Below are 26,769 nucleotides of genomic sequence, written 5' to 3'. Positions count from 1 at the left end.
GATATGCAGCGCCTAACCCGCCCCGGCTGGCCCGGTAATCTGCTGGCCGTGGTGGCCGGCGCCATCACCATCCTGGCGCTGGCGCCATTCGACCTGTGGCCGTTTGCATTGGTTGCGGTCGGATTGTTCTATGTCGGGCTGCGGGAGCTGACGCCGCGCCAGGCCCTGGGCCGTGGCTGGTGCTTCGGGTTCGGCCTGTTTGGCGCCGGCACCAGCTGGATCTACTACAGCATCCACCACTTCGGCGGCGCTTCGGTGCTGCTGGCGGGGTTTCTGATGCTGTTGTTTACCGCCGCCATTGCCTGGTTCTTCGCCCTGCCCGCGTGGTTATGGGCGCGCTGGCTGCGTCGCAATGAAGCGCCGTTGGCGGATGCGCTCACGTTTGCCGCGTTATGGGTCGGCCAGGAGGCCTTTCGCGGCTGGTTCCTCACCGGATTCCCGTGGTTGTACTCCGGTTACAGCCAGCTCGACGGCCCCCTCACCGGCCTGGCGCCAGTGGGCGGGATGTGGCTGATTTCCTTTGCCCTGGCGCTGACGGCGGCCCTGCTGTGCAACCTGCCACGCCTGCTGGCCGGCAAACGCAATGGGTTTATCGGCGCTGGCCTGGTGTTACTGGTAGCGCCCTGGGCCATCGGCCTGGCACTCAAGCATCATGCCTGGACCACGCCCTCCGGCGCGCCACTGACCGTCGCCGCGATCCAGGGCAACGTCGAACAAAGCATGAAGTGGGACCCCGAGCAGTTGAATGCGCAGCTCGCGCTGTACCGCGACATGAGCTTCAGCTCCAAGCCGGTCGACCTGCTGGTGTGGCCGGAAACGGCCGTGCCGGTGCTCAAGGAGTCCGTCGAGGGCTACCTGGGAATGATGGGTAAGTTTGCGGCTGACCGGCACACCGCGCTGATCACCGGCGTGCCGATTCGCCAGGAAGTGCATCACCAGAAGCGCTACTTCAACGGTATCACGGTGGTGGGTGAAGGTGACGGTACCTATCTCAAGCAGAAGCTGGTGCCGTTTGGCGAGTACGTGCCGTTGCAGGATATGCTGCGCGGCCTGATTGCCTTCTTTGACCTGCCCATGTCGGACTTCGCCCGTGGCCCTGCCGACCAGCCGATGCTGCAAGCCAAGGGCTATCAGATCGCGCCGTTCATTTGCTACGAAGTGGTGTACCCGGAGTTCGCAGCCGGCCTTTCCGCCCAGAGCGACCTGCTGCTGACCATCAGCAATGACACCTGGTTCGGCCGCTCCATCGGCCCGTTGCAGCACCTGCAAATGGCGCAGATGCGTGCGTTGGAGGCTGGCCGCTGGATGATCCGCGCCACCAATAATGGCGTGACCGGGTTGATCAACCCATTTGGGCAGATCACCGTGCAGATACCGCAGTTCGAACGCGGTATCCTCTACGGCGAAGTGGTGCCGATGCACAACCTGACGCCGTACCTGCAATGGCGCTCGTGGCCGCTGATCATCGTGTGCCTGGTGCTGTTTGGTTGGGCGTTGCTGGCAGGCCGGATGGCCAAAACCGTTTAAGAGCCAACGCGAACAAAGTGTGGGGCAAGCCCCCTCCCACACTTTGATCTGCATTTTAATCAGCAGGGTTATCGATAGAACAACCGGTAGCCTAGCTGCCCCACCGCTTCATTGATCAACTGCCCGCTCTGCCACACCGACTTGAACTCTGGCATCCAGCCGCCCAGCGGCCGGGCGTTGTCCACGCCGAGGAACCCCACCGGCGCCGGTACCACGGTGAAGCCGGCCTTTTCAAAACTCCACACCGAACGCGGCATGTGCCAGGCCTGGGTCACGACCACCACACGCTTGATGCCCTCGGGCAATAGAATCCCGGCACTCATCTGCGCGTTTTCCCAGGTGGTGCGGCTGCGTTCTTCCTTCCAGCGCACAGCAACGCCGAAGTCATCCTGCATCGATACCGCCATCAACTGCGCCTCGCTGGGCGGCGTGCCGTAATGCAGGCCACCGGTGGTCAGCACCGGCAGCCCTGAGGCCTTGGCCAGTCGCGCGGCATACCGCTGGCGCTCCAGGCCGATGCCGGTCGGCTGATCAGAACCCCATGCCGGGTCGCCGCGCTCGCGTCCCGAGCCCAGCACCACAATGGCATCGGCGCGCTGGGCCAGGGTCGACCAGTCTTCACGGGCCAACGGTGGCTCGGTCTCCAGGGCACGTGCGCCCCACTCCACCGCCACCGGCAGGCTGATCAACCACATGCCGCCAAATCCGAGGGCAAAGCAGCAGCCGGCCAAACGGGGGCGGCTGCGACGAAACCACCAGGCAAGGGCCAGCAGCAGCAAGAGAATGCCGGGTGGCAGGAGCAGCTGTTTGATGAAATAACGAATAGGCATCGGGCATCTCCATAGATGCCCGAAGCCTAAGGTGTAACGGGGTTTAGCGACAATCTTTACAGTGACATGGCACGATGACGTGATTCAGGGGAGTGAACTACTTGAAGCGGGCGGACCGGAGCCTTTCCGGGCCACGACCGGCCGACAAGTCCTTGAGCCACACCACCTTGGCTGAGTGCATAGGCTCTTTGGCTGGCGGGGTTGCCACCCAAGAAGGCGCACTGCGCTTATTACGTTCCAGGTAAGCTTTGATCAGTTCCAGCTCCGCACGGCTCAAACCGCGCAGTTCCAACTCTACGGGCCGTTCATCACGCAATCGGCCCGCGGTCCTCGCTGCATCCAATGCGCGACCCAATCGGTCGATCAGTCCTTCGTAGATTTCCGGTTTCGTTGCGATTCGCTGCGATTCGACCATCCCCTCACCTCATTGAAGAAAGACTTGCTCCCCAATAAACAGCGTAGTCCCCATGGCTGCGCCTGCCCGGCGCCGCGACAGACGGCCCTCGCCGCGCAATCAGGGTTTCCCTCGATAGAGTGGGGTCATGTATGCTACGGCGCTTCCTGTAACTCCACTTCCCGCAGGGTTTGGGCACGGACGCGCCGCTTTTTGGTGTCGAACAACCTGAACGTTGCACCGAAGAGGATTAGGCCACCCCTATTCAGTTCAAAAGTAGCCATGCACGAACAATATCAGCCCCGTGAAATAGAAAATGCCGCCCAAACCTTCTGGGACGAGCAAAAGTCCTTTGAAGTCAGTGAACAGCCAGGCAAGGAGACATTCTATTGCCTGTCGATGTTCCCTTACCCCAGCGGCAAGCTACACATGGGGCATGTGCGTAACTACACCATCGGCGACGTCATCTCCCGCTACCAGCGCATGCAAGGCAAGAACGTCCTGCAACCCATGGGTTGGGACGCCTTCGGCATGCCGGCGGAAAACGCCGCGATGAAAAACAACGTGGCCCCCGCCAAGTGGACCTACGAAAACATCGCCTACATGAAGACCCAGCTGCGCAGCCTGGGCCTGGCGGTGGACTGGTCCCGCGAAGTCACCACCTGCAAGCCGGATTACTACCGTTGGGAACAATGGCTGTTCACCCGCCTGTTCGAAAAAGGGGTGATCTACAAAAAAAGCGGCACCGTGAACTGGGACCCTGTCGACCAGACCGTCCTCGCCAACGAACAGGTGATCGACGGTCGCGGCTGGCGCTCCGGCGCGCTGATCGAAAAGCGCGAAATCCCGATGTACTACTTCAAGATCACCGCCTACGCGGATGAACTGTTGTCGAGCCTCGACGATTTGCCGGGCTGGCCTGAACAGGTCAAGACCATGCAGCGCAACTGGATCGGCAAGTCCAAGGGCATGGAAGTGCAGTTCCCCTACAACGTCGACTCCATCGGCGAAGCTGGCGCACTCAAAGTCTTCACCACCCGTCCGGACACCTTGATGGGCGCGACCTACGTCGCCGTGGCCGCCGAGCACCCGCTGGCCACCCAGGCCGCACAGAACAATCCTGAGCTGCAGGCATTCATCGCCGAATGCAAAGGCGGCAGCGTGGCCGAAGCCGACGTCGCCACCCAGGAGAAAAAAGGCCTGCCGACCGGCCTGTTCGTCGAGCACCCGCTGACCGGCGAGAAGTTGCCGGTATGGGTCGCCAACTACGTGCTGATGCACTACGGCGATGGCGCAGTAATGGCTGTGCCGGCCCACGACGAGCGCGATTTCGAATTCGCCACCCAATACAACCTGCCGATCAAGTCAGTGGTGCGCACCAGTTCCGGCGACACCAACCCGGCCCCGTGGCAAGACGCCTATGGCGAGCACGGTACGCTGATCAACTCCGGTGAGTTCGACGGCCTGGACTTCGCCGGCGCCTTCGACGCCATCGAAGTCGCACTGATCAAGAAGAACCTCGGTGCCTCGCGCACCCAGTTCCGCCTGCGCGACTGGGGCATCAGCCGCCAGCGCTACTGGGGCTGCCCGATCCCGATCATCCACTGCCAGACCTGCGGTGACGTACCGGTTCCGGAAGACCAGTTGCCGGTCGTCCTGCCGGAAGACGTGGTGCCGGACGGTGCCGGTTCGCCATTGGCGCGCATGCCCGAGTTCTACGAATGCAGCTGCCCGAAATGCGGCCAGCCGGCCAAGCGTGAAACCGACACCATGGACACCTTCGTCGAGTCCTCGTGGTACTACGCCCGCTACGCCTCGCCGCACTACGAGGGCGGCCTGGTGGAGAAATCCGCAGCCGACCACTGGTTGCCGGTGGATCAGTACATCGGCGGTATCGAACACGCCATCCTTCACCTGCTGTACGCGCGCTTCTTCCACAAGCTGATGCGCGACGAAGGCCTGGTGAGTTCCAACGAACCGTTCAAGAACCTGCTGACCCAGGGCATGGTGATCGCCGAGACCTACTATCGTCGCGAAGCCAATGGCGCCTACACCTGGTTCAACCCGGCGGACGTCGAGCTCGAGCGCGACAGCAAAGCCAAGGTCATCAGCGCCAGACTGATCGCCGACGGCCTGCCGGTGGAAATCGGCGGCACCGAGAAGATGGCCAAGTCGAAGAACAACGGCGTCGACCCTCAGTCGATGATCGACCAGTTCGGCGCCGACACCTGCCGCCTGTTCATGATGTTCGCCTCGCCGCCTGACATGAGCGCCGAATGGTCCGACTCCGGTGTCGAAGGGTCGCACCGTTTCCTCAAGCGCGTCTGGCGCCTGGCGCACGCCCATGTCAGCCAGGGCCTGCCGGCCAAGCTGGACGTGGCGTCGTTGAGCGACGAGCAGAAACTCATTCGTCGCAGCACCCACCTGGCCATCAAGCAGGCCAGCCAGGACGTGGGCCAGAACCACAAGTTCAACACCGCCATCGCCCAGGTGATGACGCTGATGAACGTGCTGGAAAAAGCCCCGCAAGCCACCGCACAGGATCGCGCACTGGTACAGGAAGGCCTGGAGACGGTCACCCTGCTGCTGGCGCCGATTACACCGCACATCAGCCACGAACTGTGGAGCCGCCTGGGCCATAGCGACGCGGTCATCGATGCGCGCTGGCCGGTACAGGATGACAGCGCCCTGGTACAGGACACGCTGCAACTGGTGATCCAGGTCAACGGTAAACTGCGCGGCCAGATCGACATGCCCGCCAGTGCCAGCCGTGAAGAAGTCGAAGCGGCCGCACGGGTCAACGAGAACGTGCTGCGCTTTACCGAAGGCCTGACGATCCGCAAAGTGATCGTGGTGCCTGGCAAACTGGTCAATATCGTCGCTAGCTAATCGGATCGGGCGTGGGGCTCGAGCCCTGCGCCGAACAAAGCCTTCAGGGCCTCGATAAGGCCCACATGGTTTCAAGGGGAGCAACAAAATGATCAAACGCAATCTGCTGGTTATGGGCCTTGCCGTACTGCTGAGCGCTTGCGGCTTCCAGCTGCGCGGCACCGGCACCAATGACCTGACGATCAAGGAACTGGACGTCAGCGCTCGCGACGCCTACAGCGAGACAGTGACCCAGCTGCGCCAGGTCCTGGAAAACAGCGGCGTGCACGTCTACACCGGCGCGACCTACAAACTGTTCCTGGCTAACGAGAAAGAAACCCAGCGCAACCTGAGCTACGCCAGCGCCGGACGTGCGTCCGATATCGAACTGAGCACCGTGCTCAGCTTTGAAATCCAGGGCCGCGATCACCTGCCGTTGATGAATGACAACATCCAGGTGCAGAAGATTGTCAGCCACGATGGTAACAACCTGGTGGGTTCGGACTCCGAAATCATCCAGGTGCGCAAGGAGATGCGTCGCGAGCTGGTGCAACGCATGGTCCTGCGCCTGTCGCTGCTCACCCCACAACAGCTCGAAACCTTGCAGCAACGTGCTGACGACAAGGCCAAGGCCGATGCCGACGCGCTGAAAGCCGCGAAAGAGTACGAAGACAACACGCCGAAACAATCGCCTGTTGAAGTCCCTGTCGAGTAAGCCAGACGGGGCGCCCCTGGCGCCCCGTTCGCCCTGCCTATGAAACTCGCACCCGCCCAACTCGCCAAACACCTGCAAGGTGGCCTCGCGCCTGTCTACATCGTCAGCGGTGATGACCCGCTGTTGTGCCAGGAAGCCGCCGACGCCATCCGCAGCGCCGCACGCCAGCAGGGCTTCGATGAACGCCAGGTATTCAGCGCCGACGCCAGTTTCGACTGGGGCACGCTGCTGCAAGCCGGTGCAAGCATGTCGCTGTTCGCCGAAAAACGCCTGCTGGAGCTGCGCCTGCCGTCGGGCAAGCCCGGTGATAAGGGCGCGGCTGCACTGATGGAATACTGCTCGCGGCCCGCCGAAGACACGGTGTTGCTGATCAGCTTGCCCAAGCTCGACGGCAGCGCGCAGAAGACCAAGTGGGGCAAGGCCCTGGTGGAAGGGGCGCAGACCCAGTTCATCCAGATCTGGCCAGTGGACAGCAATCAGTTGCCGCAATGGATTCGCCAGCGCCTGTCCCAGGCAGGGCTATCCGCGACACAGGATGCAGTGGAGCTGATCGCCGCGCGGGTCGAAGGCAACTTGCTTGCCGCCGCCCAGGAGATCGAAAAGCTCAAGCTGATGGCCGAAGACGGGCAGATTACCGTCGAGACCGTCCAGGGCGCAGTGGCAGACAGTGCACGTTTTGACGTGTTCGGGCTGGTGGATGCGATCCTCAACGGCGAGCCCGCCCATGCCCTGCGCATGCTCGAAGGCCTGCGTGGCGAAGGGGTGGAGCCGCCGGTGATTCTCTGGGCCCTGGCCCGGGAACTACGGGTATTGGCCAATATTGCCCTGCAATACAGCCAGGGCACGCCGCTGGACAAGTGCTTCAGCCAGGCGCGGCCACCGGTGTGGGACAAGCGCAAACCCCTGATGAGCAAAGCCCTGCAACGGCACTCGGCGCAACGCTGGGCGCAGCTGTTGCTGGAAGCGCAGCGCATTGATGCACAGATCAAGGGCCAGGCGGCGGGTTCGCCGTGGATGAGCCTGAGCCGTTTATCGCTGTTGATGGCCGGTCAGCGCCTGACATTACCAGCGGAATAACCCTGGTTTCCAAACACCACAGAACCAATGTGGGAGGGGCAAGTCGAATCGTCGCACCGCCCCTTCCACATTTTTGATTGCGTTTACAATTCATGGGCTTTACAGCGGCCTGACTTCGGCAGATTATTTGCACCGCATCTCCCCCCATCAAGAGCATCGACCATGAGCAAAAAGCCATCCAAGCATGGCCCCAACAAGGCCAAATCCATCATCGCCCAGCCACTGTTCCGCAGCCGTCAGGAACGCGCCGGCAAGGGCAAAGGCAGCTACCGCCGCGAAGCCTTCCAGTCTAATAGCTGGGAGGCTTCTTACTTTCTGGCTGCCTGAAGGCAAGCGCCCCTCTGGCATGATAAGGTCTGTACCTGATTTGTAATTCCTGGACCTGTGCATGCCCTCTTGTCTTTCCCGTCGTTGGCACCTTCGCCAATTGATCGCTGCCTCCAGCCTCATTCTGCTTGTCGCCTGCGCGGAAAAACCCACCGCCGCCGATGCCCAACCCTTGCCGAAGCTCCAGACCGCACCCGTAGTGGCCCCTGCCGTCGTGGCCCCGCTGGCCGTGGACAATCTCGACATCCAACCAACCCAGACCTTTGCTGAATGGCAGGCCGGCTTTCGCGCGCAAGCCCTCCAAGCCGGCATCACGGCCGACGTTTTCGACACCGCATTCGCCAATGTCACCCCCGATATGGCGGTGATCCGCGCCGACCGCAGCCAGCCGGAGTTTTCCCGCCCTGTATGGGAATACCTCGACGGCGCCCTGTCACCCGTACGCGTACGCAATGGCCAGGCGTTGCTGATCAAGTACGCCGACATCCTGCAAAGCATCGAGCAGCGTTATGGCGTCGACCGTCAGGCACTGGTCTCGGTGTGGGGCATGGAGAGCAACTTCGGCCAGTTCCAGGGCAACAACTCGGTGATCCGCTCCCTGGCGACCCTGGCCTATGAAGGCCGTCGCCCGGCCTTTGCCCAGGCGCAATTGCTGGCGGCATTGCAGATCATCCAGCACGGCGACATCGCCGCCGACCAGATGAAGGGCTCCTGGGCCGGGGCCATGGGCCAGACCCAGTTCATTCCAACCACTTACAACACCCACGCGGTGGACTTCGATGGCGACGGTCGCCGCGACATCTGGAACAGCCCGGCCGACGCCCTCGCATCAACCGCGCACTACCTGCAAAGCTCCGGCTGGCAGAAAGGCCAGCCGTGGGGCTTTGAAGTCAAGCAATTGCCGGCGAACTTCGACTACGCCCTGGCTGACGGCGGCGTGCGCAAGAGCATTGCCGAGTGGATGAAACTGGGCATTCAACTGCCACCGGGCGCGAGCATGCCGCCGAATGTCGACCAACTGTCCGCCGCCCTGCTGCTGCCGGCAGGCTACCGTGGCCCGGCGTTCCTGGTGCTGGATAACTTCCGCGCGATCCTCAAGTACAACAACTCGTCGTCCTACGCACTGGCGGTGGGCCTGTTGTCGGAGCGCTTTGGCGGCGGCGGTGTGATCCGTGGTGACTGGCCCAAGGATGAGCTGCCGCTGAGTCGCTCCCAGCGCATTGATCTGCAGACGGCGTTGAGCGCCAACGGTTATGACGCGGGCAACCCGGATGGGATTATCGGCGCCAACACGCGCAAGGCGATTCGGGCGGCACAGCAGGCGCTGGGCTGGCCGGCGGACGGGTATCCGACGGTGAAGTTGCTGGAGTCGCTGCAAAACCGATAGATCCGCGTATGGCGACTACCGCAATCGGGGGCAAGCCCCCGATTGCGGTTTAGCAAACGCCAGCAGATTCAAGACCTGAAGACCACTTCCTGCTCCAACACCACCCGCTGCTCCCCCGCATCCAGCCGTACCAAGGCGCCCATGGGCAGCGTCAGGTTCGGATCGCAATGCCCGCTGCGCCAGCCGGCCAGCACCGGTATGCGCAATGGCTCGAACGTCTGCGTCAGCAAGCGCGCCAGCGCCACGTTATCCACACCCGCCACATCCCCGACCAGTACACCGGCGACCTGGGCCAACTTGCCCGCCAGACGCAGATGGGTCAACAGGCGGTCGATGCGGTAGATCGGTTCGTTGACGTCTTCGATAAACAGGATGATGCCTTCAGCGTCGATTTCGTAAGGCGTGCCCATGACCGCCGCAATCATCGACAGGTTACCCCCCAGCAAGCGCCCACAGGCAATGCCAGGCTCGATCGTGGTCAGCGGGTACGCTACCGGGTGCGCAAGCACACTGCCAGCGCCCAACTGGCCGCGCAGAAGGCTGAACAATGACGACTCGGTAGGTTGTTGCTTGTCGCCGAGCAGGTCGGCATTGAGCATCGGGCCGTGGAAGGTCACGAAACCGGCGTAACGGTTGATCGCCAGGTGCAGGGCGCTGATGTCGCTATAGCCGACGAACGGCTTGGGATTGGCACGCAGCAGGTCAAAGTCCAGCGCGTCGAGCAGCCGCGGTGTGCCGTAACCACCGCGCAGACAGAAGATAGCGTCGATGTGCGGATCGGCGAAGGCGGCATGCAGGTCACGCAGGCGCACTGCATCGCTGCCGGCGAGGTAGCCGTCGCGTTCATAGACACCGGGGGAAATCCGCAGATCGTAGCCGCGCGTACGCATCCATTGGCCAGCCTTTTCAACGTCCAGCACGGCGGGGCCGGCGGGGGCGATCAGGGCGATGGTGCCTTCAGAACGAAGGGCTGGAACGGCGGCGGTCATCTGAGAATCTCCCTATCTAACGCTGAAACCAATGTGGGAGGGGGCTTGCCCCCGATAGCGGTGGATCAGCCAGCACATGTAGCGACTGACATACCGCAATCGGGGCATTGGTATCCACACAACTTCCAGTGAATACGGAATCTATGGCAATTAGGCTTCTGTGGTGAGCGGGCTTGTCGAATCGTCGCACCGCCCGCGCTGGGTTGCGAAGCAGCCCCAAAACCTTCACCTCGATTGATTCTGGCACTCTGCGTTGACCTTATTGGGGCCGCTTCGCAGCCCAGCGCGGGGCAAGCCCGCTCACCACAGAGTTATGTGTCAGCCTTTAAGAGTTGTGTAGATACCTATGGCAATCGGGGGCAAGCCCCCTCCCACATAAGCCCGCTCCCACACCGGGTCTGAACCCCGATCAGGAAACCAGGCTAGCCTTGACCAGCTTGGCCTGTTCGTCGGCGTGGTACGAAGAGCGTACCAGCGGGCCCGAGGCGACGTTCTTGAAGCCCATCTTGTAACCTTCCTCGGCGAACCAGGCGAAGGTGTCCGGGTGCACGAAACGCTGCACCGGCAAGTGGCTGCGCGACGGTTGCAGGTATTGGCCCAGGGTCAGCATGTCGATGTCGTGTTCGCGCATGCGCTTCATGACTTCGATGACTTCTTCATCGGTCTCGCCCAGGCCGAGCATCAAGCCGGATTTGGTCGGGATGTGCGGCATCATCTGCTTGAATTTCTGCAGCAGGGTCAGCGACCACTGGTAGTCCGAACCTGGACGCGCGGCCTTGTACAGGCGAGGCACGGTTTCCAGGTTGTGGTTGAACACATCCGGCGGCTCGGCAGCGGTGATTTCCAGCGCGACGTCCATGCGGCCACGGTAGTCCGGCACCAGGGTCTCGAGCATCACGTTCGGCGACAGTTTGCGGATTTCGCGGATGCAGTCGGCAAAGTGCTGGGCACCGCCGTCGCGCAGGTCGTCACGGTCAACCGAGGTGATGACCACGTATTTGAGTTTCAGGTCGGCGATGGCGATGGCCAGGCTTTCCGGTTCGTTGACGTCCAGTGGCTTCGGCCGGCCATGGCCGACGTCGCAGAACGGGCAACGACGGGTGCAGATGTCACCCATGATCATGAAGGTGGCGGTGCCGCCGGAGAAGCATTCGCCCAGGTTCGGGCAGGACGCTTCTTCGCACACGCTGTGCAGCTTGTGCTTGCGCAGCAGGGCCTTGATACGGTCGACTTCCGGCGAAACCGGGATGCGCACGCGGATCCAGTCAGGCTTTTTCGGCAACTCGGTGGTCGGGATGATCTTGACCGGGATGCGTGCAACCTTCTCGGCGCCGCGCAGCTTGACGCCGGCTTCCACCTTGGCACGCGGGGCCGGGGCCGGACGCTCGGTGATGTCCAGCGTCGGGATCATGGTTTGCACTGCATCAGTAGTCATAATCAGTCGATTCCGCCCGTGAGGGTCGTCTGCTCAGCATAGTCGAGGTGTTTGACGAGCTGCGCACGCAGCCGGGCACTTACCTCGGCAAATTTAATCGGTGTGGCGTGGTCGCTCAGTTGGGTCATCGCCAGCCCGGCATAACCACACGGGTTGATGCGCCGGAACGGTGCCAGGTCCATGTCCACGTTCAGGGCCAGGCCATGAAAGGAACAACCGTGGCGAATGCGCAAACCGAGGGAGGCGATTTTCGCGCCGTCCACATACACACCGGGTGCATCGGGCTTGGCCGCGGCGCTCACGCCATAACTGGCCAACAGCTCGATCAGGCAAGCCTCCATGCGGCTCACCAGGTCGCGCACGCCAAAACCCAGCTTGCGCACGTCCAGCAGCAGGTACGCCACCAGTTGACCGGGCCCATGGTAAGTCACTTGGCCACCTCGGTCGACCTGCACCACCGGAATATCCCCCGGCAGCAGCAGATGTTCGGCCTTGCCGGCCTGGCCCTGGGTGAACACCGGTGGATGTTCCACCAACCAGATTTCGTCGGGCGCCGAAGTGCCGCGTTCATTCGTGAACCGCTGCATGGCGTGCCAGACGGGCTCGTAGTCCATCCGGCCGAGCTCGCGAAAGCCCAGGACCTGTGACATCACAGCACCATGTGCACGAAGCCGGTGGCCCGCAGTTCGCTATTGATGTCGTAGAGCTGGTCTTGACCGGTCGCAACGATGTGCAACTGGATCGTGGTGTACTTACCGTTGGTGCTCGAACGCTCGTCCACCCGGTTGTCATTGATCGTCGCGTGTTTACGCACGATATCCAGGATTCTGTCTTTGTTGCCTACACCGGTATCGCTGATCACCTTGACGGGATAATCCGTCACCGGGAATTCGATCTTTGGCGCCTTTACTTCTTTATCGGTCATGGCAGAACGGCCTCGTAAGCGGTAAGCCGTGGCGACGGCAAAGCCCCGCGTCGGATCAACGCGGGGCTTTGCAGGTGCACACAATCAGTTGAACAAGCCGTAGAAGAATAGACGGATGCTATCCCACACGCGGCGGAAGATACCACCTTCGTCGACGGCGTCCAGCGCGATCAGGTCGGCGCTGTGCACCACCTTGTCGTCCAGCTTCACTTCGACTTTACCGATCACGTCGCCCTTGGCGATTGGCGCAACCAATTGCGGGTTCATGGTCATGCTGGCGGCGAGCTTTTTCAGCTGGCCTTTAGGCATGGTCAGGGTCAGGTCTTCAGCCAGGCCGGCCTTGACTTGCGAGGTCGCGCCTTTCCATACCGGCGCGGTCGCCAGTTCAGCACCCTTCTGGTAGAAGGTCTGGGTTTCGAAGAAGCGGAAACCGTAGGTCAGCAGTTTTTGCGTCTCGGCCGCACGGGCCTGCTCGCTGTTGGTGCCGAAGACCACCGCGATCAGGCGCTGGCCATCACGTACCGCGGACGACACCATGCAGTAGCCGGCTTCGTCGGTGTGGCCGGTTTTCAGGCCATCGACAGTCTTGTCGCGCCACAGCAGCAGGTTGCGGTTAGGCTGCTTGATGTTGTTCCAGAAGAATTCCTTCTGGGAGTAGATCGCGTAGTGCACCGGGTCGACACGAATGATCGCGCGCGCCAGGATCGCCATGTCGTGAGCCGACGAGTAGTGCTCAGGGTTTGGCAGGCCGGTCGGGTTCATGAAGTGGCTGTTGGTCATGCCCAGGTCGGCCACGGTTTTGTTCATCATGTCGGCGAATGCGTCTTCGCTGCCGGCGATGTGCTCGGCCAGGGCGACGCTGGCGTCGTTACCGGACTGGATGATGATGCCATGCAGCAGGTCGCTCACAGTGACTTGCGAGCCCACCTTGATGAACATCCGCGAACCGCCGGTACGCCAGGCGTTTTCGCTGACGGTCACCGGGTCGTTTTCGCCGATCTGGCCGCGACGGATTTCCAGGGTCGCGATGTAGGCGGTCATCAGCTTGGTCAGGCTGGCCGGTGGCAGGCGCTGGTCACCGTTGCTCTCGACCAGCACGTTGCCACTGGCGGCATCCATGAGGACCCAGGACTTGGCGGCCAGTTGCGGTGAAGCCGGTACCATTTCAACCGCCCAGGCGGCCGGGGTGATGATCAGCGAAAGAAGCAGGCACGTGCGTTTGGCTAAGGTGGTGATGTTCATCCGTCTCTCGAAATTGCTTATGGAAACTTGCCCTCGCGGGCAAAACTTATTCAGACAGCCCGCTACCAGACTGTCACGTATTCGGTTGCCCGCTCACCCCTTGCCCCTGGGTTTTATTGTTCAACGAGCCAACAACCAGGGTCCAGGCCCGCATGCGAGCCTCAACCATCAATTTATTATTCGGCAGTGACCACGCTGGGTTGCCCCAGGTTGGCCAGGCGCACGCTGTTCTGCACTTGCGCAACCTCGCTCGGCGAACCGATCGGGCCCATGCGCACACGGTGCAACGTTTGCTGGTTACGCACGATGGAGCTGATGAATACCGGCGCGCTGACCATGCTGCTGAGCTTGGACCTTAACAGTTCTGCCGCATCCGGGTTGGCGAAAGCGCCCACTTGCAGGTATTGCCCGCCCGCGACCGCGGCGCCCGGTGCCGCATGGGGCACGACCACCGTATCCGGTGCGTGCTGCTGCGGTGGCGGTGTCCATTGTTCGATCTTGCCGGTGGATGCCGTCACTTGCGGCTGCGCGCTCTGCGGCTCGTTGAGCATCAACGGCGCGGGCTTGCCACGCTGGGCCCAGTACTGCGCCGGATCGATGCCTTCGACCTTGACCCGCGCGGTACCGGTTTCGGCATAGCCGAGTTTTTTCGCGGCGGCGTAGGACAAGTCGATGATGCGATCCGAATAGAACGGCCCACGGTCGTTGACCCGCAGGATCACCGTGCGGTTGTTGTCCAGGTTGGTCACGCGGACATAGCTGGGCAGCGGCAGGGTCTTGTGGGCCGCGCTCATGCCGTACAGGTCATAGACTTCGCCGTTGGCGGTGTTCTGGCCGTGGAACTTGGTGCCATACCAGGACGCCGTGCCCGATTGCACGTAGGTCTTGGAGTCCTGCAACGGGAAGTAGGACTTGCCCAGCACGGTATAGGGGTTGGCCTTGTACGGGCCGGTGTGCAGGGTCGGCGTGGCATCCGGGATCTTCGACACGTCGACATCCCACCACGGGGCGCCATCTTTGTGTGCGCGGTTGATGTCCAGGCCTGGCTGTGAACGCACCGCGGTGCCGCCGGACTTCGGTACCGGGCCACGGCTGGTGGAACAACTGACGACGAGCAGGGACAACGCGGCGAACGCCACCAGCTTGAGCGGTTGATTGAACGGCGATGCCCGCATTACTTGTTGCCCCGTGCTTGGACCAGCATGTCTGACAGCTGATGCACGGCCATGGCGTACATCACACTGCGGTTATAACGCGTGATTGCGTAGAAATTCTTCAGGCCCATCCAGTATTCAGGGCCGTTTTCACCTTCGAGGCGGAATGCCGTCACCGGCATATCGTCGCGTGGCGCATTCTGACTCGACCAGCCCAGCGCCCGCAACTCCCCGACGGTCTTGGCCGGCTCGATGCCCTGGGTCAGGCCTTCATCGGCACGCTCCCCGCTGACATCGGCACGGATCACCACCGGCTCGCCACCGACCCAGCCATGGCGCTTGAAGTAACTGGCCACACTGCCGATGGCATCGTCCGGGTTGCTCCAGATATTGATATGACCGTCGCCATCAAAATCCACCGCGTAGGCGCGAAAGCTGCTCGGCATGAACTGCGGCAAGCCCATCGCCCCGGCGTAGGAGCCCTTGAGGGTCAGCGGGTCGACCTGCTCTTCGCGGGCCAGCAGCAGGAACTCACGCAGTTCCTTGCGGAAGAAGTCGGCGCGCGGCGGGTAATCGAAGCCCAGGGTCGACAAAGCGTCGATCACCCGGTAACTGCCGGTATTGCGCCCGTAGAAGGTTTCAATGCCAATGATCGCAACGATGACCTGGGCCGGCACGCCGTATTCCTGCTCGGCGCGGGCCAACACGGCCTCGTGCTGGCGCCAGAAGTCCACCCCCCGGGCCACCCGGGCGTCGGTGAGGAACATCGGACGGTATTCCTTCCACTGTTTCACGCGCTCGGCGGGGCGAGAGATAGCGTCGAGGATCGCCTGCTTGCGCTGGGCTTCGCGGAACACGCCCATCAGTTGTTCACCGGCGAAGCCGTAGTCGCGGGTCATTTCACCGACGAATTCGGCGACCTGGGGTGAGCCATCGTAGTCACCGGCCTGCGCCTCGTGCGTTGCCCCCAGCAGCCCGATCAGGCCCATCCAGGACGCATGCCGAGTCGCCCAGCCGCGCATTACTTGCATTGACATCTTCACCTTATTCAAACCTGTGCGATCCACTTGCGATGCGTATGAATCGACATCAAAACCCCAAACGCTGACAGCAATGTCACCAGCGAAGTTCCGCCGTAGCTAATGAACGGCAAAGGCACCCCAACCACCGGCAGCAGGCCACTGACCATACCGATGTTGACGAAAACGTAAACAAAAAAAGTCATGGTCAGGCTGCCGGCGAGCAATTTGCCGAACAGCGTCTGCGCCTGTGCGGTAATCACCAGGCCACGACCAATCAATAGCAAATAGATCAGCAACAGCGCGCAAATGCCCACCAGGCCGAACTCTTCGCCCATCACCGCAATAATGAAGTCGGTGTGGCTCTCGGGCAGAAAGTCCAAATGCGACTGGGTGCCGAGCAGCCAGCCCTTGCCAAATACACCGCCGGAACCGATGGCCGCCTTCGACTGGATAATGTTCCAGCCGGTGCCGAGCGGGTCGCTTTCGGGATCGAGGAACGTCAGGATCCGCTGCTTCTGGTAGTCGTGCATAAAGAAGAACCACATGGCCACGGCCACCGGCACTGCCGCCGCCAGCACGCTAAGGATCCAGCGCCAGCGCAACCCGCCCATGAACAGCACGAACGCACCGCCGGCCAGGATCAGCAGCGAGGTGCCGAGGTCCGGCTGGCGCACGATCAGCACGAAGGGGATGCCGATCAGGATCAGGCTGATGCCCACATGCTTGAGCTGCGGCGGCAAGGTGCGCTTTGACAGGTACCAGGCGATCGTCGCCGGCATCAGGATCTTCATGAATTCCGACGGTTGGAAGCGAATCACCCCCGGAATGTTGATCCAGCGGGTCGCGCCCATGGCGTTGTGGCCCATGACGTCCACCACCACCAGCAGCAACACCCCGGCCACATAACCGAGCGGCACCCAGCGCGCCATGAAACGCGGCTCCAGCTGGGCGATCACCACCATGGACAGCAGGCCCAGGCCAAACGACGAAGCCTGCTTGATCAGCAAGTCCCAGTTCTTGCCGCTGGCCGAATACAGCACGAACAGGCTGCCGGCCGCCAGGGTCAGCAGCAGGATCAGCAACGGGCCGTCAATGTGCATGCGCTGCAACAAAGTCGCGCGGCGACGCATCACATCCTCGCTGGAGAGGATGCGGTCAAAATTACTCTTCACTGGCCGTAACCTCGGGGGTTGAAGGGGGGCCGCCATATTCGGGCTTGAGCCTGCCGTCGTCGGCCAGCAACCAGGCGTCCATCACCTGGCGCACCACAGGCGCCGCCACACCGGAGCCGGACTCGCCGTTCTCGACCATCACCGCCACCACGATTTTCGGGTCGTCGGCCGGGGCAAAGCCCACAAACAAGGCGTGGTCGCGGTGGCGCTCCTGGACCTTGGAACGGTCGTATTTCTCGCCCTGCTTGATCGCCACCACCTGGGCGGTACCACTCTTGCCGGCGATACGGTATTGCGCACCGATCGCCGCCTTGCGCGCGGTCCCGCGTGCACCGTGCATCACCTGCTGCATGCCGTGGTTGACCTTGGTCCAGTCGGACGGGTCGCGCAGTACGATGTCGGGGATCGGGTTTTCATCCACAGGCTTTTCGCCTTCGATGGTCCGGGCCAGGTGCGGGCGGTTCCAGATGCCTTTGTTGGCCACCAGCGCCGTGGCCTGGGCCAGTTGCAAAGGCGTGGCCTGCATATAGCCCTGGCCGATGCCGAGGATCAGGGTTTCGCCCGGGAACCATGCCTGGCGGCGGGTCGCACGCTTCCACTCCCGCGATGGCATCAGGCCAGGGGATTCTTCGAACATATCCAGGGAGACTTTCTGACCGAGGCCGAACTTGCCCATGTAGGCGGACAAGCGGTCGATCCCCAGCTTGTGGGCCAGGTCGTAAAAATAGGTGTCGTTGGAACGCATGATCGCGGTATCCAGATCGACATAGCCGTCACCGGTACGGTTCCAGTTGCGGTATTTGTGGTCGTAGTTCGGCAGCATGTAGTAGCCCGGGTCGAATACCCGGCTGGAAGCCGTGACCACGCCCGCGTCTAAACCGGCAATCGCCACCGCCGGCTTGATGGTCGAACCCGGCGGGTACAGGCCGCGCAACACACGGTTGAACAGCGGCCGGTCGATGGAGTCGCGCAACTCGGCGTAGGCCTTGAAGCTGATCCCGGTCACGAACAGGTTGGGGTCGAAGCTCGGCTGGCTGACCATGGCCAGCACTTCGCCGGTCTTCGGGTCCAGCGCCACCACCGCGCCACGCCGGCCACCGAGGGCCATCTCGGCCGCTTCCTGCAGCTTGATGTCCAGGCTCAGCACAATGTCCTTGCCCGGTACCGGGTCGGTACGCTTGAGCACCCGCAGCACGCGGCCGCGAGCGTTGGTCTCGACTTCTTCGTAACCCACCTGGCCGTGCAGCTCGGGCTCGTAGAATCGCTCGATGCCGGTCTTGCCGATATGGTGGGTGCCGCTGTAATTGACGGGATCGAGGCTTTTCAGCTCTTTCTCGTTGATCCGCCCCATATAGCCGACGGAGTGAGCAAAGTGCGGCCCTTGGGGATAGTGGCGCACCAACTGCGCCACCACTTCCACACCCGGCAGGCGGAACTGGTTCACCGCAATCCGCGCAATCTGCTCTTCGGTCAGCTCGAACAGGATCGGCACCGGTTCGAACGGCCGGCGCCCCTGTTTCATGCGTTTCTCGAAGATCACCCGGTCTTCCGGGGTCAACTGCAGCACCTCGACGATGACATCGAGGACCTGTTGCCAGTCGCCGGAACGCTCGCGGGTCATGCTCAGGCTGAAACTGGGCCGGTTATCCGCCACCACCACGCCATTGCGGTCGAAGATCAGCCCACGGGTCGGCGGAATCGGTTGCACATGCACGCGGTTGTTTTCCGACAACGTGGAGTGGTAGTCGTACTGGATCACCTGCAGGAAATACAGGCGCGCAATCAGCACCCCGATCAGCGCCACCACCATGATCGCGCCAAACACCACCCGCGCGCGTACCAGACGTGCGTCTTTCTCGTGGTCCTTGATGCGGATCGGCTGGGTCATCGGGAGGGGCGCAGATTATTTGTGATAAGGGTGCCCGGACAGAACTGTCCAGGCGCGATACAGCTGTTCACCGATCAGGATCCTTACCAACGGGTGCGGCAGCGTCAGCGCCGACAGCGACCAGCGCTGGTCCGCCCGCGCGCAGACTTCCGGCGCCAGCCCTTCGGGGCCGCCGACCATGAAGTTGACGGTGCGCGAGTCCAGGCGCCAGCGATCCAGTTCCACCGCCAATTGCTCGGTGCTCCAGGGTTTGCCGTGCACTTCGAGGGTGACGATGCGCTCGTTGGGGCCGACCTTGGCCAGCATCGCTTCGCCTTCCTGACGGATAAAGCGCGCCACGTCGGCATTCTTGCCCCGGGTGTTGAGCGGTATCTCCACCAGTTCCAGCGACAGCTCGGCGGGCAGACGCTTGGCATACTCGTGCCAGCCTTCTTCCACCCACTTGGGCATGCGTGAACCGACAGCAATCAGACGCAGGCGCACAGCCGTTCCTTATTCCTGGTCTTTGTTGAGCTTGTCGAAGTGCGCGTGGCCCACTTCCGGGCTGTGGTGCTTGCCATCGGCGGCACGGCTCTGCTCGGCGCCTTTCCACAGACGCTCCAGGTCGTAGAACTGACGGGCATTGCTGGTCATCATGTGAACGATCACGTCGTCCATGTCCAGCAGCACCCAGTCGCTGTCGCCCTTGCCTTCTTCACCCAGCGGCTTCACGCCCTGGGCTTTGACGGCTTCGCGAACCTTGTCCAGCATCGCGCCGATCTGGCGGTTGGAGGTACCGGTGGCGATGATCATGAAGTCGGTGATGCTCTGCTTGTCGCGTACGTCCAGGACCTGGATGTCCTGGGCCTTCACGTCTTCCAGGGCGGCAACGGCGACTTTCACCAGCGCTTCGCCAGCCAGTTCCGGGCCAACGTGGGCTTCAACCGGCAGCGGGGCGCTTTTGAACGTGCCTTTGCGTTTTACTTTGCTTACGTCTTTGTTCGTCATAAAAAACTCGTTTTGCTCGTATGTTCGGGCGCTCGCTGCACGAGTGTTCGTGCGTTCAAGCGCGCCTTTTCAGTTCGACGCACGGTAAAGCCCGTGCGCATCGATGTAGGCCAGGACCGCGTCAGGCACCAGGAAACGTACCGACTTCCCGCTGGCCAGCAGTTGACGGATCTGGGTGGCAGACACCGCGAGCGGGGTCTGCCAGACGAATGCAATATTCCCGTTCGGCCCGGTCAGGGCCAAGGGGTCACTTACCGACCGCGCGGCCAGCAGGTTGCGCAAGGCATCCGGCGGTTCGCTGTCGGCATCCGGGCGTTGCAAAACCAGGATGTGGCAGTGCTGGAGGAGTTCCTCCCAGCGATGCCAAGAGGGCAGGCCGCAAAATGCGTCCCAGCCCAAAAGCAGAAACAACTGGTCATCCGCGGCCAACTCGGCGCGCATCAGCTCCAGGGTGTCGACAGTGTAGGACGGTTTATCGCGCTTGAGCTCACGATCGTCCACCACCAGCGGCGGTATGCCTTCTACGGCCAGGCGCACCATTTCCAGGCGCTGCTGCGGCGACACCTGCGGGGTATCGCGATGGGGCGGCCGGAAATTAGGGATCAGGCGCAGCTCATCCAGCGCCAAGGCATCCGCGACTTCCAGGGCACTGCGCAAATGGCCGATGTGCACGGGGTCGAAGGTACCGCCGAGCAGCCCGATGCGTTTAGCCATCAAGTGCGCACGTGACCGTCGCCGAACACCACGTACTTCTCGCTGGTCAGGCCTTCCAGGCCAACCGGGCCGCGTGCGTGGAGCTTGTCGGTGGAGATGCCGATCTCCGCCCCCAGGCCGTACTCGAAGCCGTCGGCAAAGCGCGTCGAGGCGTTGATCATCACCGAAGCGGAGTCCACTTCGGTGAGGAAACGCCGGGCATCGCTGAAATGCTCGGAGACAATGGCGTCGGTGTGCTTGGAGCCGTACGTGTTGATGTGTTCGATGGCCTGGTCCAGGTCGTCGACGATGCGGATCGACAGGATCGGCGCCGTGTACTCGGTGTACCAGTCCTGCTCGGTGGCTTCGATCACGTCCGCGCCCAACAGCGCACGGGTGCGTTCGCAACCGCGCAGCTCCACGCCCTTGTCACGGTAGATGGCAGCCAGCGGCGGCAGCACGCGCTCGGCAATGCCGACGTGCACCAGCAGGGTTTCCATGGTGTTGCACGGCGCGTAGCGGTGGGTCTTGGCGTTGTCGGCGATGCGGATCGCCTTGTCGATGTCGGCGGCGATGTCGATATACACGTGGCACACGCCGTCCAGGTGCTTGATCACTGGCACCTTGGCATCGCGGCTGACGCGCTCGATCAGGCTCTTACCACCGCGCGGCACGATCACGTCGATGAATTCCGGCATGGTGATCAGCGCGCCGACAGCGGCGCGGTCGGTAGTTTCCACCACTTGCACCACTTCGGCCGGCAACTCGGCCACGGCCAGGCCCTGCTGGATGCAGGCGGCGATGGCGCGGTTGGAATTGATCGCCTCGGAACCGCCACGCAGGATGGTGGCGTTGCCCGACTTGAGGCACAGGCTCGCGGCGTCGATGGTCACGTTCGGGCGCGACTCATAGATGATGCCGATCACGCCCAGGGGCACGCGCATCTTGCCGACCTGGATGCCGGACGGCAGGTAACGCATATCGCGAATTTCACCGATGGGGTCAGGCAGCTTGGCCACCTGACGCAACCCTTCGATCATGTCGTCGATACGTGTCGGCGTCAGCGCCAGGCGGTCCAGCAAGGCGGGCTCAAGGCCATTGGCGCGGCCGTTGGCCAGGTCCAGTTCGTTGGCGGCAGTCAGCTCGGAGCGCGAAGCGTCCAGAGCATCGGCGGCGGCCAGCAGGGCACGGTTCTTCTGCGCAGTGCTCGCACGGGCGATCAACCGCGAGGCCTGACGGGCAGCGCGACCCAGGCGGGTCATGTAGTCAAGAACGGACTCAGTCATGGTCAGGGAGTCTTGGCAAAGAGGAAAGCGGCAGATTATAGCTGTGACGCCGCCCGACTGACAGCGGTGAGGGGCGGATGGTCGAAATGAACTGTAAAAACCTGGGGTTCAGCCGTAATTAAGGTGGGAGTTGTTATTATTCCGTCACATTTAGCCGTATTAACCCCAGACCACCATGCCCAGTTCTTCACCCCAACTCCCCGCCAGCGCGCTGCCCGACAGCTTCTTCGACCGTGACGCGCAAATACTTGCGCGGGATTTGCTTGGAAAAGTCATCCGCCATCGCGTCGGCGATAGCTGGCTTTCGGCGCGAATTATTGAAACCGAAGCCTATTACGTGGCCGAAAAAGGCAGCCACGCCTCACTCGGGTACACAGAAAAGCGTAAGGCTTTGTTTCTGGATGGCGGACATATCTATATGTACTACGCCCGTGGCGGCGATTCGCTGAACTTCAGCGCGCAGGGGCCGGGCAATGCCGTGCTGATCAAATCAGCCTATCCCTGGGTCGATGAAACCTCCGGGCCCGCCAGCCTGGCGCAGATGCTGCTGAACAACCCGAATGCCGACGGCAGCCCGCGCGCGTCGCAAAAGCTGTGTGCCGGCCAGACGTTGCTGTGCAAGGCGCTGGGCCTGAAGGTGCCGATGTGGGATGCCAAGCGCTTTGATCAAGAATTGCTCTTTGTCGAAGACGTCGGCCAGACACCGATACAGATCATCCAGACCACCCGCCTGGGCATCCCCAGCGGCCGTGACGAGCACTTGATGTACCGCTTCGTCGATGCCGGCTATGCGCCCTACTGCACGCGGAACCCGCTGCGCCGGGGCCAGGTCGAAGGCCGCGACTATTTCCTGATTTGAATCTGTGGCGATGGAGTAACGATTTATGGGCCAATGGCTCGATGGCATTACCGGCTGGCTGACCCTCAACCCGCAATGGCTGGCGGCGGCGGTGTTTATCGTCGCGTGCGTGGAATGCCTGGCCATTGCCGGGCTGATCGTGCCAGGCACGGTGCTGCTGTTTGCCATTGCGGCACTGGCTGGCAGCGGCGCCTTGTCCCTGAGTGAAACCCTGCTGATGGGGTTCCTGGGAGGCTTGCTGGGCGACGGGATTTCCTACTTCCTCGGCCGACACTTCCATCAGAATATCCGCCGCCTGCCCGGCCTGCGCCACCATCCGGAATGGATGGATGGCGCGGAAACCTACTTCCACAAATACGGCATCGCCAGTCTGCTGGTGGGACGTTTCATCGGGCCATTGCGGCCGATGCTGCCGATGGTGGCCGGAATGTGCGACATGCCGTTCCCGCGTTTCGCCCTGGTCAGCCTTCTGGCGGCAGCCGGTTGGTCATTGGCCTACCTGCTGCCGGGCTGGGCCACCGGCGCCGCGTTCCGCCTGCCATTGCCGGAGGGGTTCTGGCCTGAGGCGGGGGTTGTCACAGCGTGCCTGGCGGTCGTGCTGGGACTGAGCCTGAACACCAGCCTGCGTGGCCATCGTCGCGCGACCCTATGGATAGGGTGTGCCAGCCTGGCGTTGTTGATCGCCCTGTTTATCGGCTATCCGCACCTGGATGACTTTGACCAGGGCCTGAGCGCGCTGGTACAGGAACATCGCAGCCCCTGGCTGGACCACACCATGGTGATGGTGACCCAACTGGGTGAGTTCAAGAAGATGTTCTTCGCCAGCGCCGTATTCACCGCGCTGCTGCTACTGGCGCGGCAATGGCGTCATGCCGTGTTTGTCGGTGCAACACTGGCCGGGGCGGCGGTGATCAATACCGGGACCAAACTGTTTTTCGCCCGTGGCCGCCCGGAAATCCTCACCGACCCATTGACCAGCTTCAGCATGCCCAGCGGCCACGCCTCCGGTGCGTTTGCGTTTTTCCTGGCGTTGTCGGTGCTGGCCGGTCGCGGACAACCCACGCGCCTGCGCCTGACCTGGATGTTGCTGGGCTGTATTCCTGCGGCCTTCATCGCGCTGTCACGGGTCTACCTTGGCGCCCATTGGCCCACCGACATCCTGGCTGGCACGCTGCTGGCAATGACCGTGTGTGCATTCAGCCTCACCGTCTGCCAGTACCGCAGCCCTTTGCCGCCGATGCCGCAGAAGGCCTGGTGGCTGGTATTACCCGCTGTGGTGGCGGTGCTCGGCTTCATTGCCTTTACCGGCACCCCACACGCGCTGCTCAGGTATGCCTACTGACCCTGGGTCGGGCCGAGCCAATGGATTGGCGCGGCGCGGCGTTCAACACAACGCTCACGTCGCTCCAGCATCATCTCATCGGCGATTTCCGCGGCGCGTTCAGCGATGTATTCCGGGCCCCGCTTGGCATCCAGCGGCAGCAGCTGCACGGCAATACTGACAAAAAAAACGTCCCAGGCAGCCTGTTCCGATGGCGCTAGCCGAATCATGTTCACCCCCAATCATTGTTGTGTGATCGGTGACTATTTCAGGCGACGCGCAGGGAACAACGAGGAAACCTCTGAAAACCGCGCAGGACAGATCCGAGGCTCAGGCAAACAACTCACCCTGAAGCTCATCGAGCAGCATCTGGATCGCATCCAGCCGCTGCTGCGGGTCGTCGAGTTGCAGCAGGTCGATCTTGTCGGCCTCAGTGAACGGCAAGAGATAAGCCAGTTGATTGCCCAAGGCTCGCTGGCCATCGGCGTGAGTGTCCATGTCCAGCGACGCGACCATCGGGTGTTCGGCCAGGGCCTGGAGCAAGGCCAGCAGGTCGGCATCCTCTTCTTCCAGCGCCTGGTCCGGCAGTTCTTCCAGCCATTGCACCTCGGCCACCAGCAACTGGTCCTTCTGCACACCGGCGTCTCGCACGCGGAAGCGCCGCCCGCCTTCGACGCGAATCCCCAGCAGGCCGTTGTCCTGCTGCTTGAAGTCGCGAATCAACGCTTCACAGCCGATCAAGGCATAGCCATCCGGAGCCATGCCCACCTCCTTGCCATCGAGGATGCACACCACGCCGAAGCTTTCGCCCTTTTTCATGCAGCGGCTGATCATGTCCAGGTAGCGCGCCTCGAACAGTTGCAGGTCGAGGATGCAGCCAGGGAACAGCACGGTATTGAGGGGGAACAGCGCCAGACTCATAAAGGCTTCCTTAAACCCGGTTTAAACAATCACTGACACGGCCAGCGGCAGGAATACCGCTGTGGCTACGCCCATCAGACTCATGGCCAGCGCCGCAAAGGCGCCACACTCTTCGCTTTCCTGCAGGGCCACCGAGGTGCCGACGGCGTGGGCGGTCATGCCCAAGGCCATGCCGCGCGCCTCGGGGCTGTGCACCCCAAGACGCGAGAGTAACGCCGGGCCAACCATCGCGCCCACCACCCCGGTAATCAGCACAAACACCGCCGCCAACGCCGCCACGCCGCCGATCTGCTCGGCCACCAGCATGGCAATCGGCGATGTCACCGACTTCGGCGCCATGGTCATCAACATCCTGTGTTCAGCGCCGAACCACCAGCCCAGCAGCACGCACAGGCCGGTGGCCAACACGCCGCCTATCAACAGCGTAGTAAAAATCGGCCAGAACAATTGCCGAATCCGCCGCAGGTTCAGATAGAGCGGCACCGCCAGGGCCACCGTCGCCGGGCCCAGCAGGATCCCCATGATCTCCGTGCTCTTGCGGTACTCGGCATAGCTCAGGCCGCACGTGAGCAACACGCCGATCACCAGCAGCATGGAGACCAGCACCGGCTGCAGGAAAATCCAGCGGGTTTTCTCGAAACCCGCCAGCACCAGCTGATAGGCGCCCAGGGTGATCCCGATACCGAACAGCGGGTGATGAATCACCGCCGTCCATGCGCCGTGCCAGTCGAAGATCATTGATCCTGCTCCTTGCGCTTGACCATGCGTTCCATCAACAGCCCGACAAAGCCCATGGCGATCACCAGCGACAACACCAGTGCACCGACGATAGCCCAGAAATCGGCGGCAATATCCCTGGCATACACCATCACCCCCACCGCCGGCGGCACCAGCAGCAACGGCAAGTAGCGCAGCAGGCTGCTGGCCGCCAGGCTCAGGGGCTCGCCGACTTCGCCACGCCAGATCAGGAACCCGAGCATCAACAGCAGGCCGATGATCGGCCCCGGCAGTACCGGCACCAGCAAATGATTGATCGCCGTGCCGATCAATTGAAACAGCACCAGCCATGTCAGACCGCGTAACAGCATCCGTTTTTTCCCCCTCAAGACCCGCCCGCATTATAAGCATGCCCGCCCTATGCTCCGGCATTCGCCAAAAGCATGGTGGGTTGACCGGGCTGGTTGGCCATGATGATCTACATTGGTTCTCTGTAACCCATAACAACAGCACCGATGAACCAAGGAGAGACGCAATGCCCTATGTACCCGTAGCGCAGCTCAAAGATTATGTCGGCAAGGAACTGGGACGTTCCGAATGGCTCACCATCGACCAGGCACGTATCAACCTGTTCGCCGAGGCCACTGGCGATCATCAGTTCATCCACGTCGATCCGGTCAAGGCCGCACAAACCCCGTTCGGCAGCACCATCGCCCACGGCTTCCTGTCGCTGTCGCTGATGCCCAAGCTGATGGAAGACATCCTGATCGTGCCCGAAGGCCTGAAGATGGCCGTCAACTATGGCCTGGACAGCGTGCGCTTTATCCAGCCGGTGAAAGCCAATTCCAAGGTGCGCCTGAACGTGACCCTCACCGACGTCACCGAGAAAAAGCCCGGCCAATGGCTGCTCAAGGCCACCGCCACCCTGGAAATCGATGGCCAGGAAAAACCCGCTTACGTCGCCGAGTCGTTGTCGCTGTACTTCGTGTAAGCCCATCCCTGTGGCGAGCCACTGAAACTCGCCACAGGGTAT

General features: G+C 62.2%; 28 protein-coding genes. 9 read left to right on the top strand and 19 right to left on the bottom strand.

Translation table 11 applies throughout. The annotated features are described in order from the left end of the window. The first annotated feature begins 3 nt into the window (after window positions 1-3). On the top strand, window positions 4-1,527 hold the full coding sequence (lnt, locus tag PspCFBP13509_RS10430; RefSeq protein ID WP_137211992.1) for an apolipoprotein N-acyltransferase: 1,524 nt from the start codon (window positions 4-6) through the stop codon (window positions 1,525-1,527). A 68-nt stretch (window positions 1,528-1,595) separates the two neighbouring features. Here lnt and PspCFBP13509_RS10425 read toward each other — a convergent pair whose 3' ends face one another. Continuing rightward, on the bottom strand, window positions 1,596-2,357 hold the full coding sequence (locus PspCFBP13509_RS10425; RefSeq protein ID WP_027605248.1) for a YdcF family protein: 762 nt from the start codon (window positions 2,355-2,357) through the stop codon (window positions 1,596-1,598). A gap of 97 nt (window positions 2,358-2,454) precedes the next feature. Next, window positions 2,455-2,772, bottom strand: a complete 318-nt coding sequence (locus PspCFBP13509_RS10420) for a hypothetical protein (protein ID WP_137211991.1) — start codon at window positions 2,770-2,772, stop codon at window positions 2,455-2,457. Window positions 2,773-3,033: 261 nt separating this feature from the next. Here PspCFBP13509_RS10420 and leuS point away from each other — a divergent pair, with 261 nt between their 5' ends. The 5 genes from leuS to PspCFBP13509_RS10395 all read left to right on the top strand — a co-directional run bounded on the left by leuS (window position 3,034) and on the right by PspCFBP13509_RS10395 (window position 9,125). Beyond that, window positions 3,034-5,640, top strand: coding sequence for a leucine--tRNA ligase (gene leuS / locus PspCFBP13509_RS10415; RefSeq protein WP_065946570.1), 2,607 nt, complete (start codon window positions 3,034-3,036; stop codon window positions 5,638-5,640). An 88-nt stretch (window positions 5,641-5,728) separates the two neighbouring features. Continuing rightward, complete coding sequence (locus tag PspCFBP13509_RS10410; RefSeq protein WP_027605245.1) at window positions 5,729-6,334, top strand: LPS-assembly lipoprotein LptE; 606 nt, start codon at window positions 5,729-5,731, stop codon at window positions 6,332-6,334. Between the two features lie 39 nt (window positions 6,335-6,373). Then, window positions 6,374-7,411: a DNA polymerase III subunit delta gene (holA, locus tag PspCFBP13509_RS10405; protein WP_065924876.1), complete on the top strand. Its 1,038-nt coding sequence runs from the start codon at window positions 6,374-6,376 to the stop codon at window positions 7,409-7,411. A 162-nt stretch (window positions 7,412-7,573) separates the two neighbouring features. Beyond that, on the top strand, window positions 7,574-7,738 hold the full coding sequence (arfA, locus tag PspCFBP13509_RS10400; RefSeq protein ID WP_003176285.1) for an alternative ribosome rescue factor ArfA: 165 nt from the start codon (window positions 7,574-7,576) through the stop codon (window positions 7,736-7,738). Window positions 7,739-7,799: 61 nt separating this feature from the next. Continuing rightward, on the top strand, window positions 7,800-9,125 hold the full coding sequence (locus PspCFBP13509_RS10395; RefSeq protein WP_027605243.1) for a lytic murein transglycosylase: 1,326 nt from the start codon (window positions 7,800-7,802) through the stop codon (window positions 9,123-9,125). 68 nt (window positions 9,126-9,193) lie between these two features. Here PspCFBP13509_RS10395 and PspCFBP13509_RS10390 read toward each other — a convergent pair whose 3' ends face one another. The 13 genes from PspCFBP13509_RS10390 to PspCFBP13509_RS10330 form a co-directional block, all read right to left on the bottom strand. Continuing rightward, on the bottom strand, window positions 9,194-10,114 hold the full coding sequence (locus tag PspCFBP13509_RS10390; protein WP_065946571.1) for a S66 peptidase family protein: 921 nt from the start codon (window positions 10,112-10,114) through the stop codon (window positions 9,194-9,196). Between the two features lie 409 nt (window positions 10,115-10,523). Beyond that, on the bottom strand, window positions 10,524-11,525 hold the full coding sequence (gene lipA / locus PspCFBP13509_RS10385; protein ID WP_057444888.1) for a lipoyl synthase: 1,002 nt from the start codon (window positions 11,523-11,525) through the stop codon (window positions 10,524-10,526). 26 nt (window positions 11,526-11,551) lie between these two features. Continuing rightward, complete coding sequence (gene lipB / locus PspCFBP13509_RS10380; RefSeq protein ID WP_027605241.1) at window positions 11,552-12,199, bottom strand: lipoyl(octanoyl) transferase LipB; 648 nt, start codon at window positions 12,197-12,199, stop codon at window positions 11,552-11,554. Continuing rightward, entirely contained in the window at window positions 12,199-12,474 is a 276-nt protein-coding gene (locus PspCFBP13509_RS10375; protein ID WP_027605240.1) for a DUF493 domain-containing protein, read from the bottom strand. The genes lipB and PspCFBP13509_RS10375 overlap by 1 nt, the downstream gene beginning before the upstream one ends. 84 nt (window positions 12,475-12,558) lie before the next feature. After that, window positions 12,559-13,716, bottom strand: coding sequence for a D-alanyl-D-alanine carboxypeptidase family protein (locus tag PspCFBP13509_RS10370; RefSeq protein ID WP_027605239.1), 1,158 nt, complete (start codon window positions 13,714-13,716; stop codon window positions 12,559-12,561). 176 nt (window positions 13,717-13,892) lie between these two features. Then, a complete protein-coding gene (locus PspCFBP13509_RS10365; protein ID WP_027605238.1) occupies window positions 13,893-14,891 on the bottom strand; it encodes a septal ring lytic transglycosylase RlpA family protein in 999 nt (332 codons plus the stop codon). Beyond that, entirely contained in the window at window positions 14,891-15,901 is a 1,011-nt protein-coding gene (gene mltB / locus PspCFBP13509_RS10360) for a lytic murein transglycosylase B (protein WP_027605237.1), read from the bottom strand. Before mltB ends, PspCFBP13509_RS10365 begins: the two co-directional genes overlap by 1 nt. A 17-nt stretch (window positions 15,902-15,918) precedes the next feature. Further along, the gene (rodA, locus tag PspCFBP13509_RS10355; RefSeq protein ID WP_051429342.1) at window positions 15,919-17,022 is read right to left on the bottom strand and encodes a rod shape-determining protein RodA; all 1,104 of its coding nucleotides are present in this window, start codon (window positions 17,020-17,022) and stop codon (window positions 15,919-15,921) included. A 31-nt stretch (window positions 17,023-17,053) separates the two neighbouring features. Continuing rightward, window positions 17,054-18,952: a penicillin-binding protein 2 gene (gene mrdA / locus PspCFBP13509_RS10350; RefSeq protein WP_027605235.1), complete on the bottom strand. Its 1,899-nt coding sequence runs from the start codon at window positions 18,950-18,952 to the stop codon at window positions 17,054-17,056. A 15-nt stretch (window positions 18,953-18,967) separates the two neighbouring features. Beyond that, on the bottom strand, window positions 18,968-19,435 hold the full coding sequence (gene rlmH, locus PspCFBP13509_RS10345; RefSeq protein WP_003176297.1) for a 23S rRNA (pseudouridine(1915)-N(3))-methyltransferase RlmH: 468 nt from the start codon (window positions 19,433-19,435) through the stop codon (window positions 18,968-18,970). A 9-nt stretch (window positions 19,436-19,444) separates the two neighbouring features. Then, window positions 19,445-19,939 carry a ribosome silencing factor gene (gene rsfS / locus PspCFBP13509_RS10340; protein WP_065924878.1) on the bottom strand — a complete coding sequence of 165 codons (495 nt, stop codon included), beginning with the start codon at window positions 19,937-19,939 and terminating at the stop codon, window positions 19,445-19,447. Between the two features lie 69 nt (window positions 19,940-20,008). Beyond that, window positions 20,009-20,653 carry a nicotinate-nucleotide adenylyltransferase gene (nadD, locus tag PspCFBP13509_RS10335; RefSeq protein WP_065910068.1) on the bottom strand — a complete coding sequence of 215 codons (645 nt, stop codon included), beginning with the start codon at window positions 20,651-20,653 and terminating at the stop codon, window positions 20,009-20,011. Further along, entirely contained in the window at window positions 20,653-21,918 is a 1,266-nt protein-coding gene (locus tag PspCFBP13509_RS10330) for a glutamate-5-semialdehyde dehydrogenase (RefSeq protein WP_065924879.1), read from the bottom strand. Before PspCFBP13509_RS10330 ends, nadD begins: the two co-directional genes overlap by 1 nt. Before the next feature lie 175 nt (window positions 21,919-22,093). On the opposite strand from PspCFBP13509_RS10330, the gene PspCFBP13509_RS10325 reads away from it, so the two are divergent. Together PspCFBP13509_RS10325 and PspCFBP13509_RS10320 are read left to right on the top strand one after the other, a co-directional pair. Beyond that, the gene (locus PspCFBP13509_RS10325) at window positions 22,094-22,777 is read left to right on the top strand and encodes a DNA-3-methyladenine glycosylase (protein ID WP_065946574.1); all 684 of its coding nucleotides are present in this window, start codon (window positions 22,094-22,096) and stop codon (window positions 22,775-22,777) included. 25 nt (window positions 22,778-22,802) lie between these two features. Then, window positions 22,803-24,119, top strand: a complete 1,317-nt coding sequence (locus tag PspCFBP13509_RS10320; protein ID WP_137211990.1) for a bifunctional DedA family/phosphatase PAP2 family protein — start codon at window positions 22,803-22,805, stop codon at window positions 24,117-24,119. On the opposite strand, the gene PspCFBP13509_RS10315 is transcribed toward PspCFBP13509_RS10320, so the two are convergent. The 4 genes from PspCFBP13509_RS10315 to PspCFBP13509_RS10300 form a co-directional block, all read right to left on the bottom strand. Continuing rightward, window positions 24,113-24,328: a hypothetical protein gene (locus PspCFBP13509_RS10315; RefSeq protein ID WP_074847728.1), complete on the bottom strand. Its 216-nt coding sequence runs from the start codon at window positions 24,326-24,328 to the stop codon at window positions 24,113-24,115. The two genes, PspCFBP13509_RS10320 and PspCFBP13509_RS10315, sit on opposite strands and share 7 nt — an antisense overlap. 100 nt (window positions 24,329-24,428) lie before the next feature. Next, on the bottom strand, window positions 24,429-25,019 hold the full coding sequence (locus PspCFBP13509_RS10310) for an LON peptidase substrate-binding domain-containing protein (protein ID WP_065924883.1): 591 nt from the start codon (window positions 25,017-25,019) through the stop codon (window positions 24,429-24,431). Window positions 25,020-25,040: 21 nt separating this feature from the next. After that, window positions 25,041-25,757 (bottom strand): LrgB family protein, encoded by a 717-nt coding sequence (locus PspCFBP13509_RS10305; protein WP_137211989.1) that lies wholly within the window; start codon window positions 25,755-25,757, stop codon window positions 25,041-25,043. Beyond that, the gene (locus PspCFBP13509_RS10300; RefSeq protein ID WP_065924885.1) at window positions 25,754-26,107 is read right to left on the bottom strand and encodes a CidA/LrgA family protein; all 354 of its coding nucleotides are present in this window, start codon (window positions 26,105-26,107) and stop codon (window positions 25,754-25,756) included. The genes PspCFBP13509_RS10305 and PspCFBP13509_RS10300 overlap by 4 nt, the downstream gene beginning before the upstream one ends. Window positions 26,108-26,271: 164 nt before the next feature. Here PspCFBP13509_RS10300 and PspCFBP13509_RS10295 point away from each other — a divergent pair, with 164 nt between their 5' ends. Beyond that, window positions 26,272-26,727 carry a MaoC family dehydratase gene (locus tag PspCFBP13509_RS10295; protein WP_137211988.1) on the top strand — a complete coding sequence of 152 codons (456 nt, stop codon included), beginning with the start codon at window positions 26,272-26,274 and terminating at the stop codon, window positions 26,725-26,727. The last annotated feature ends 42 nt before the right edge of the window (window positions 26,728-26,769 follow it).

The organism is Pseudomonas sp. CFBP13509 (assembly GCF_005233485.1).
Classification (GTDB): domain Bacteria; phylum Pseudomonadota; class Gammaproteobacteria; order Pseudomonadales; family Pseudomonadaceae; genus Aquipseudomonas; species Aquipseudomonas marginalis.
Note: the sequence above shows the minus strand (reverse complement) of the source record. Positions and strands in the feature narration are given on the sequence as shown.

What these genes read in the sequence shown, in the direction of transcription:
- lnt (WP_137211992.1), top strand. Translation starts at nt 4, where the DNA reads ATGCAGCGCCTAACCCGCCCCGGCTGGCCCGGTAATCTGCTGGCCGTG.
- PspCFBP13509_RS10425 (WP_027605248.1), bottom strand. Translation starts at nt 2,357, where the DNA reads ATGCCTATTCGTTATTTCATCAAACAGCTGCTCCTGCCACCCGGCATT.
- PspCFBP13509_RS10420 (WP_137211991.1), bottom strand. Translation starts at nt 2,772, where the DNA reads ATGGTCGAATCGCAGCGAATCGCAACGAAACCGGAAATCTACGAAGGA.
- leuS (WP_065946570.1), top strand. Translation starts at nt 3,034, where the DNA reads ATGCACGAACAATATCAGCCCCGTGAAATAGAAAATGCCGCCCAAACC.
- PspCFBP13509_RS10410 (WP_027605245.1), top strand. Translation starts at nt 5,729, where the DNA reads ATGATCAAACGCAATCTGCTGGTTATGGGCCTTGCCGTACTGCTGAGC.
- holA (WP_065924876.1), top strand. Translation starts at nt 6,374, where the DNA reads ATGAAACTCGCACCCGCCCAACTCGCCAAACACCTGCAAGGTGGCCTC.
- arfA (WP_003176285.1), top strand. Translation starts at nt 7,574, where the DNA reads ATGAGCAAAAAGCCATCCAAGCATGGCCCCAACAAGGCCAAATCCATC.
- PspCFBP13509_RS10395 (WP_027605243.1), top strand. Translation starts at nt 7,800, where the DNA reads ATGCCCTCTTGTCTTTCCCGTCGTTGGCACCTTCGCCAATTGATCGCT.
- PspCFBP13509_RS10390 (WP_065946571.1), bottom strand. Translation starts at nt 10,114, where the DNA reads ATGACCGCCGCCGTTCCAGCCCTTCGTTCTGAAGGCACCATCGCCCTG.
- lipA (WP_057444888.1), bottom strand. Translation starts at nt 11,525, where the DNA reads ATGATCCCGACGCTGGACATCACCGAGCGTCCGGCCCCGGCCCCGCGT.
- lipB (WP_027605241.1), bottom strand. Translation starts at nt 12,199, where the DNA reads ATGTCACAGGTCCTGGGCTTTCGCGAGCTCGGCCGGATGGACTACGAG.
- PspCFBP13509_RS10375 (WP_027605240.1), bottom strand. Translation starts at nt 12,474, where the DNA reads ATGACCGATAAAGAAGTAAAGGCGCCAAAGATCGAATTCCCGGTGACG.
- PspCFBP13509_RS10370 (WP_027605239.1), bottom strand. Translation starts at nt 13,716, where the DNA reads ATGAACATCACCACCTTAGCCAAACGCACGTGCCTGCTTCTTTCGCTG.
- PspCFBP13509_RS10365 (WP_027605238.1), bottom strand. Translation starts at nt 14,891, where the DNA reads ATGCGGGCATCGCCGTTCAATCAACCGCTCAAGCTGGTGGCGTTCGCC.
- mltB (WP_027605237.1), bottom strand. Translation starts at nt 15,901, where the DNA reads ATGCAAGTAATGCGCGGCTGGGCGACTCGGCATGCGTCCTGGATGGGC.
- rodA (WP_051429342.1), bottom strand. Translation starts at nt 17,022, where the DNA reads ATGCGTCGCCGCGCGACTTTGTTGCAGCGCATGCACATTGACGGCCCG.
- mrdA (WP_027605235.1), bottom strand. Translation starts at nt 18,952, where the DNA reads ATGACCCAGCCGATCCGCATCAAGGACCACGAGAAAGACGCACGTCTG.
- rsfS (WP_065924878.1), bottom strand. Translation starts at nt 19,939, where the DNA reads ATGACGAACAAAGACGTAAGCAAAGTAAAACGCAAAGGCACGTTCAAA.
- nadD (WP_065910068.1), bottom strand. Translation starts at nt 20,653, where the DNA reads ATGGCTAAACGCATCGGGCTGCTCGGCGGTACCTTCGACCCCGTGCAC.
- PspCFBP13509_RS10330 (WP_065924879.1), bottom strand. Translation starts at nt 21,918, where the DNA reads ATGACTGAGTCCGTTCTTGACTACATGACCCGCCTGGGTCGCGCTGCC.
- PspCFBP13509_RS10325 (WP_065946574.1), top strand. Translation starts at nt 22,094, where the DNA reads ATGCCCAGTTCTTCACCCCAACTCCCCGCCAGCGCGCTGCCCGACAGC.
- PspCFBP13509_RS10320 (WP_137211990.1), top strand. Translation starts at nt 22,803, where the DNA reads ATGGGCCAATGGCTCGATGGCATTACCGGCTGGCTGACCCTCAACCCG.
- PspCFBP13509_RS10315 (WP_074847728.1), bottom strand. Translation starts at nt 24,328, where the DNA reads ATGATTCGGCTAGCGCCATCGGAACAGGCTGCCTGGGACGTTTTTTTT.
- PspCFBP13509_RS10310 (WP_065924883.1), bottom strand. Translation starts at nt 25,019, where the DNA reads ATGAGTCTGGCGCTGTTCCCCCTCAATACCGTGCTGTTCCCTGGCTGC.
- PspCFBP13509_RS10305 (WP_137211989.1), bottom strand. Translation starts at nt 25,757, where the DNA reads ATGATCTTCGACTGGCACGGCGCATGGACGGCGGTGATTCATCACCCG.
- PspCFBP13509_RS10300 (WP_065924885.1), bottom strand. Translation starts at nt 26,107, where the DNA reads ATGCTGTTACGCGGTCTGACATGGCTGGTGCTGTTTCAATTGATCGGC.
- PspCFBP13509_RS10295 (WP_137211988.1), top strand. Translation starts at nt 26,272, where the DNA reads ATGCCCTATGTACCCGTAGCGCAGCTCAAAGATTATGTCGGCAAGGAA.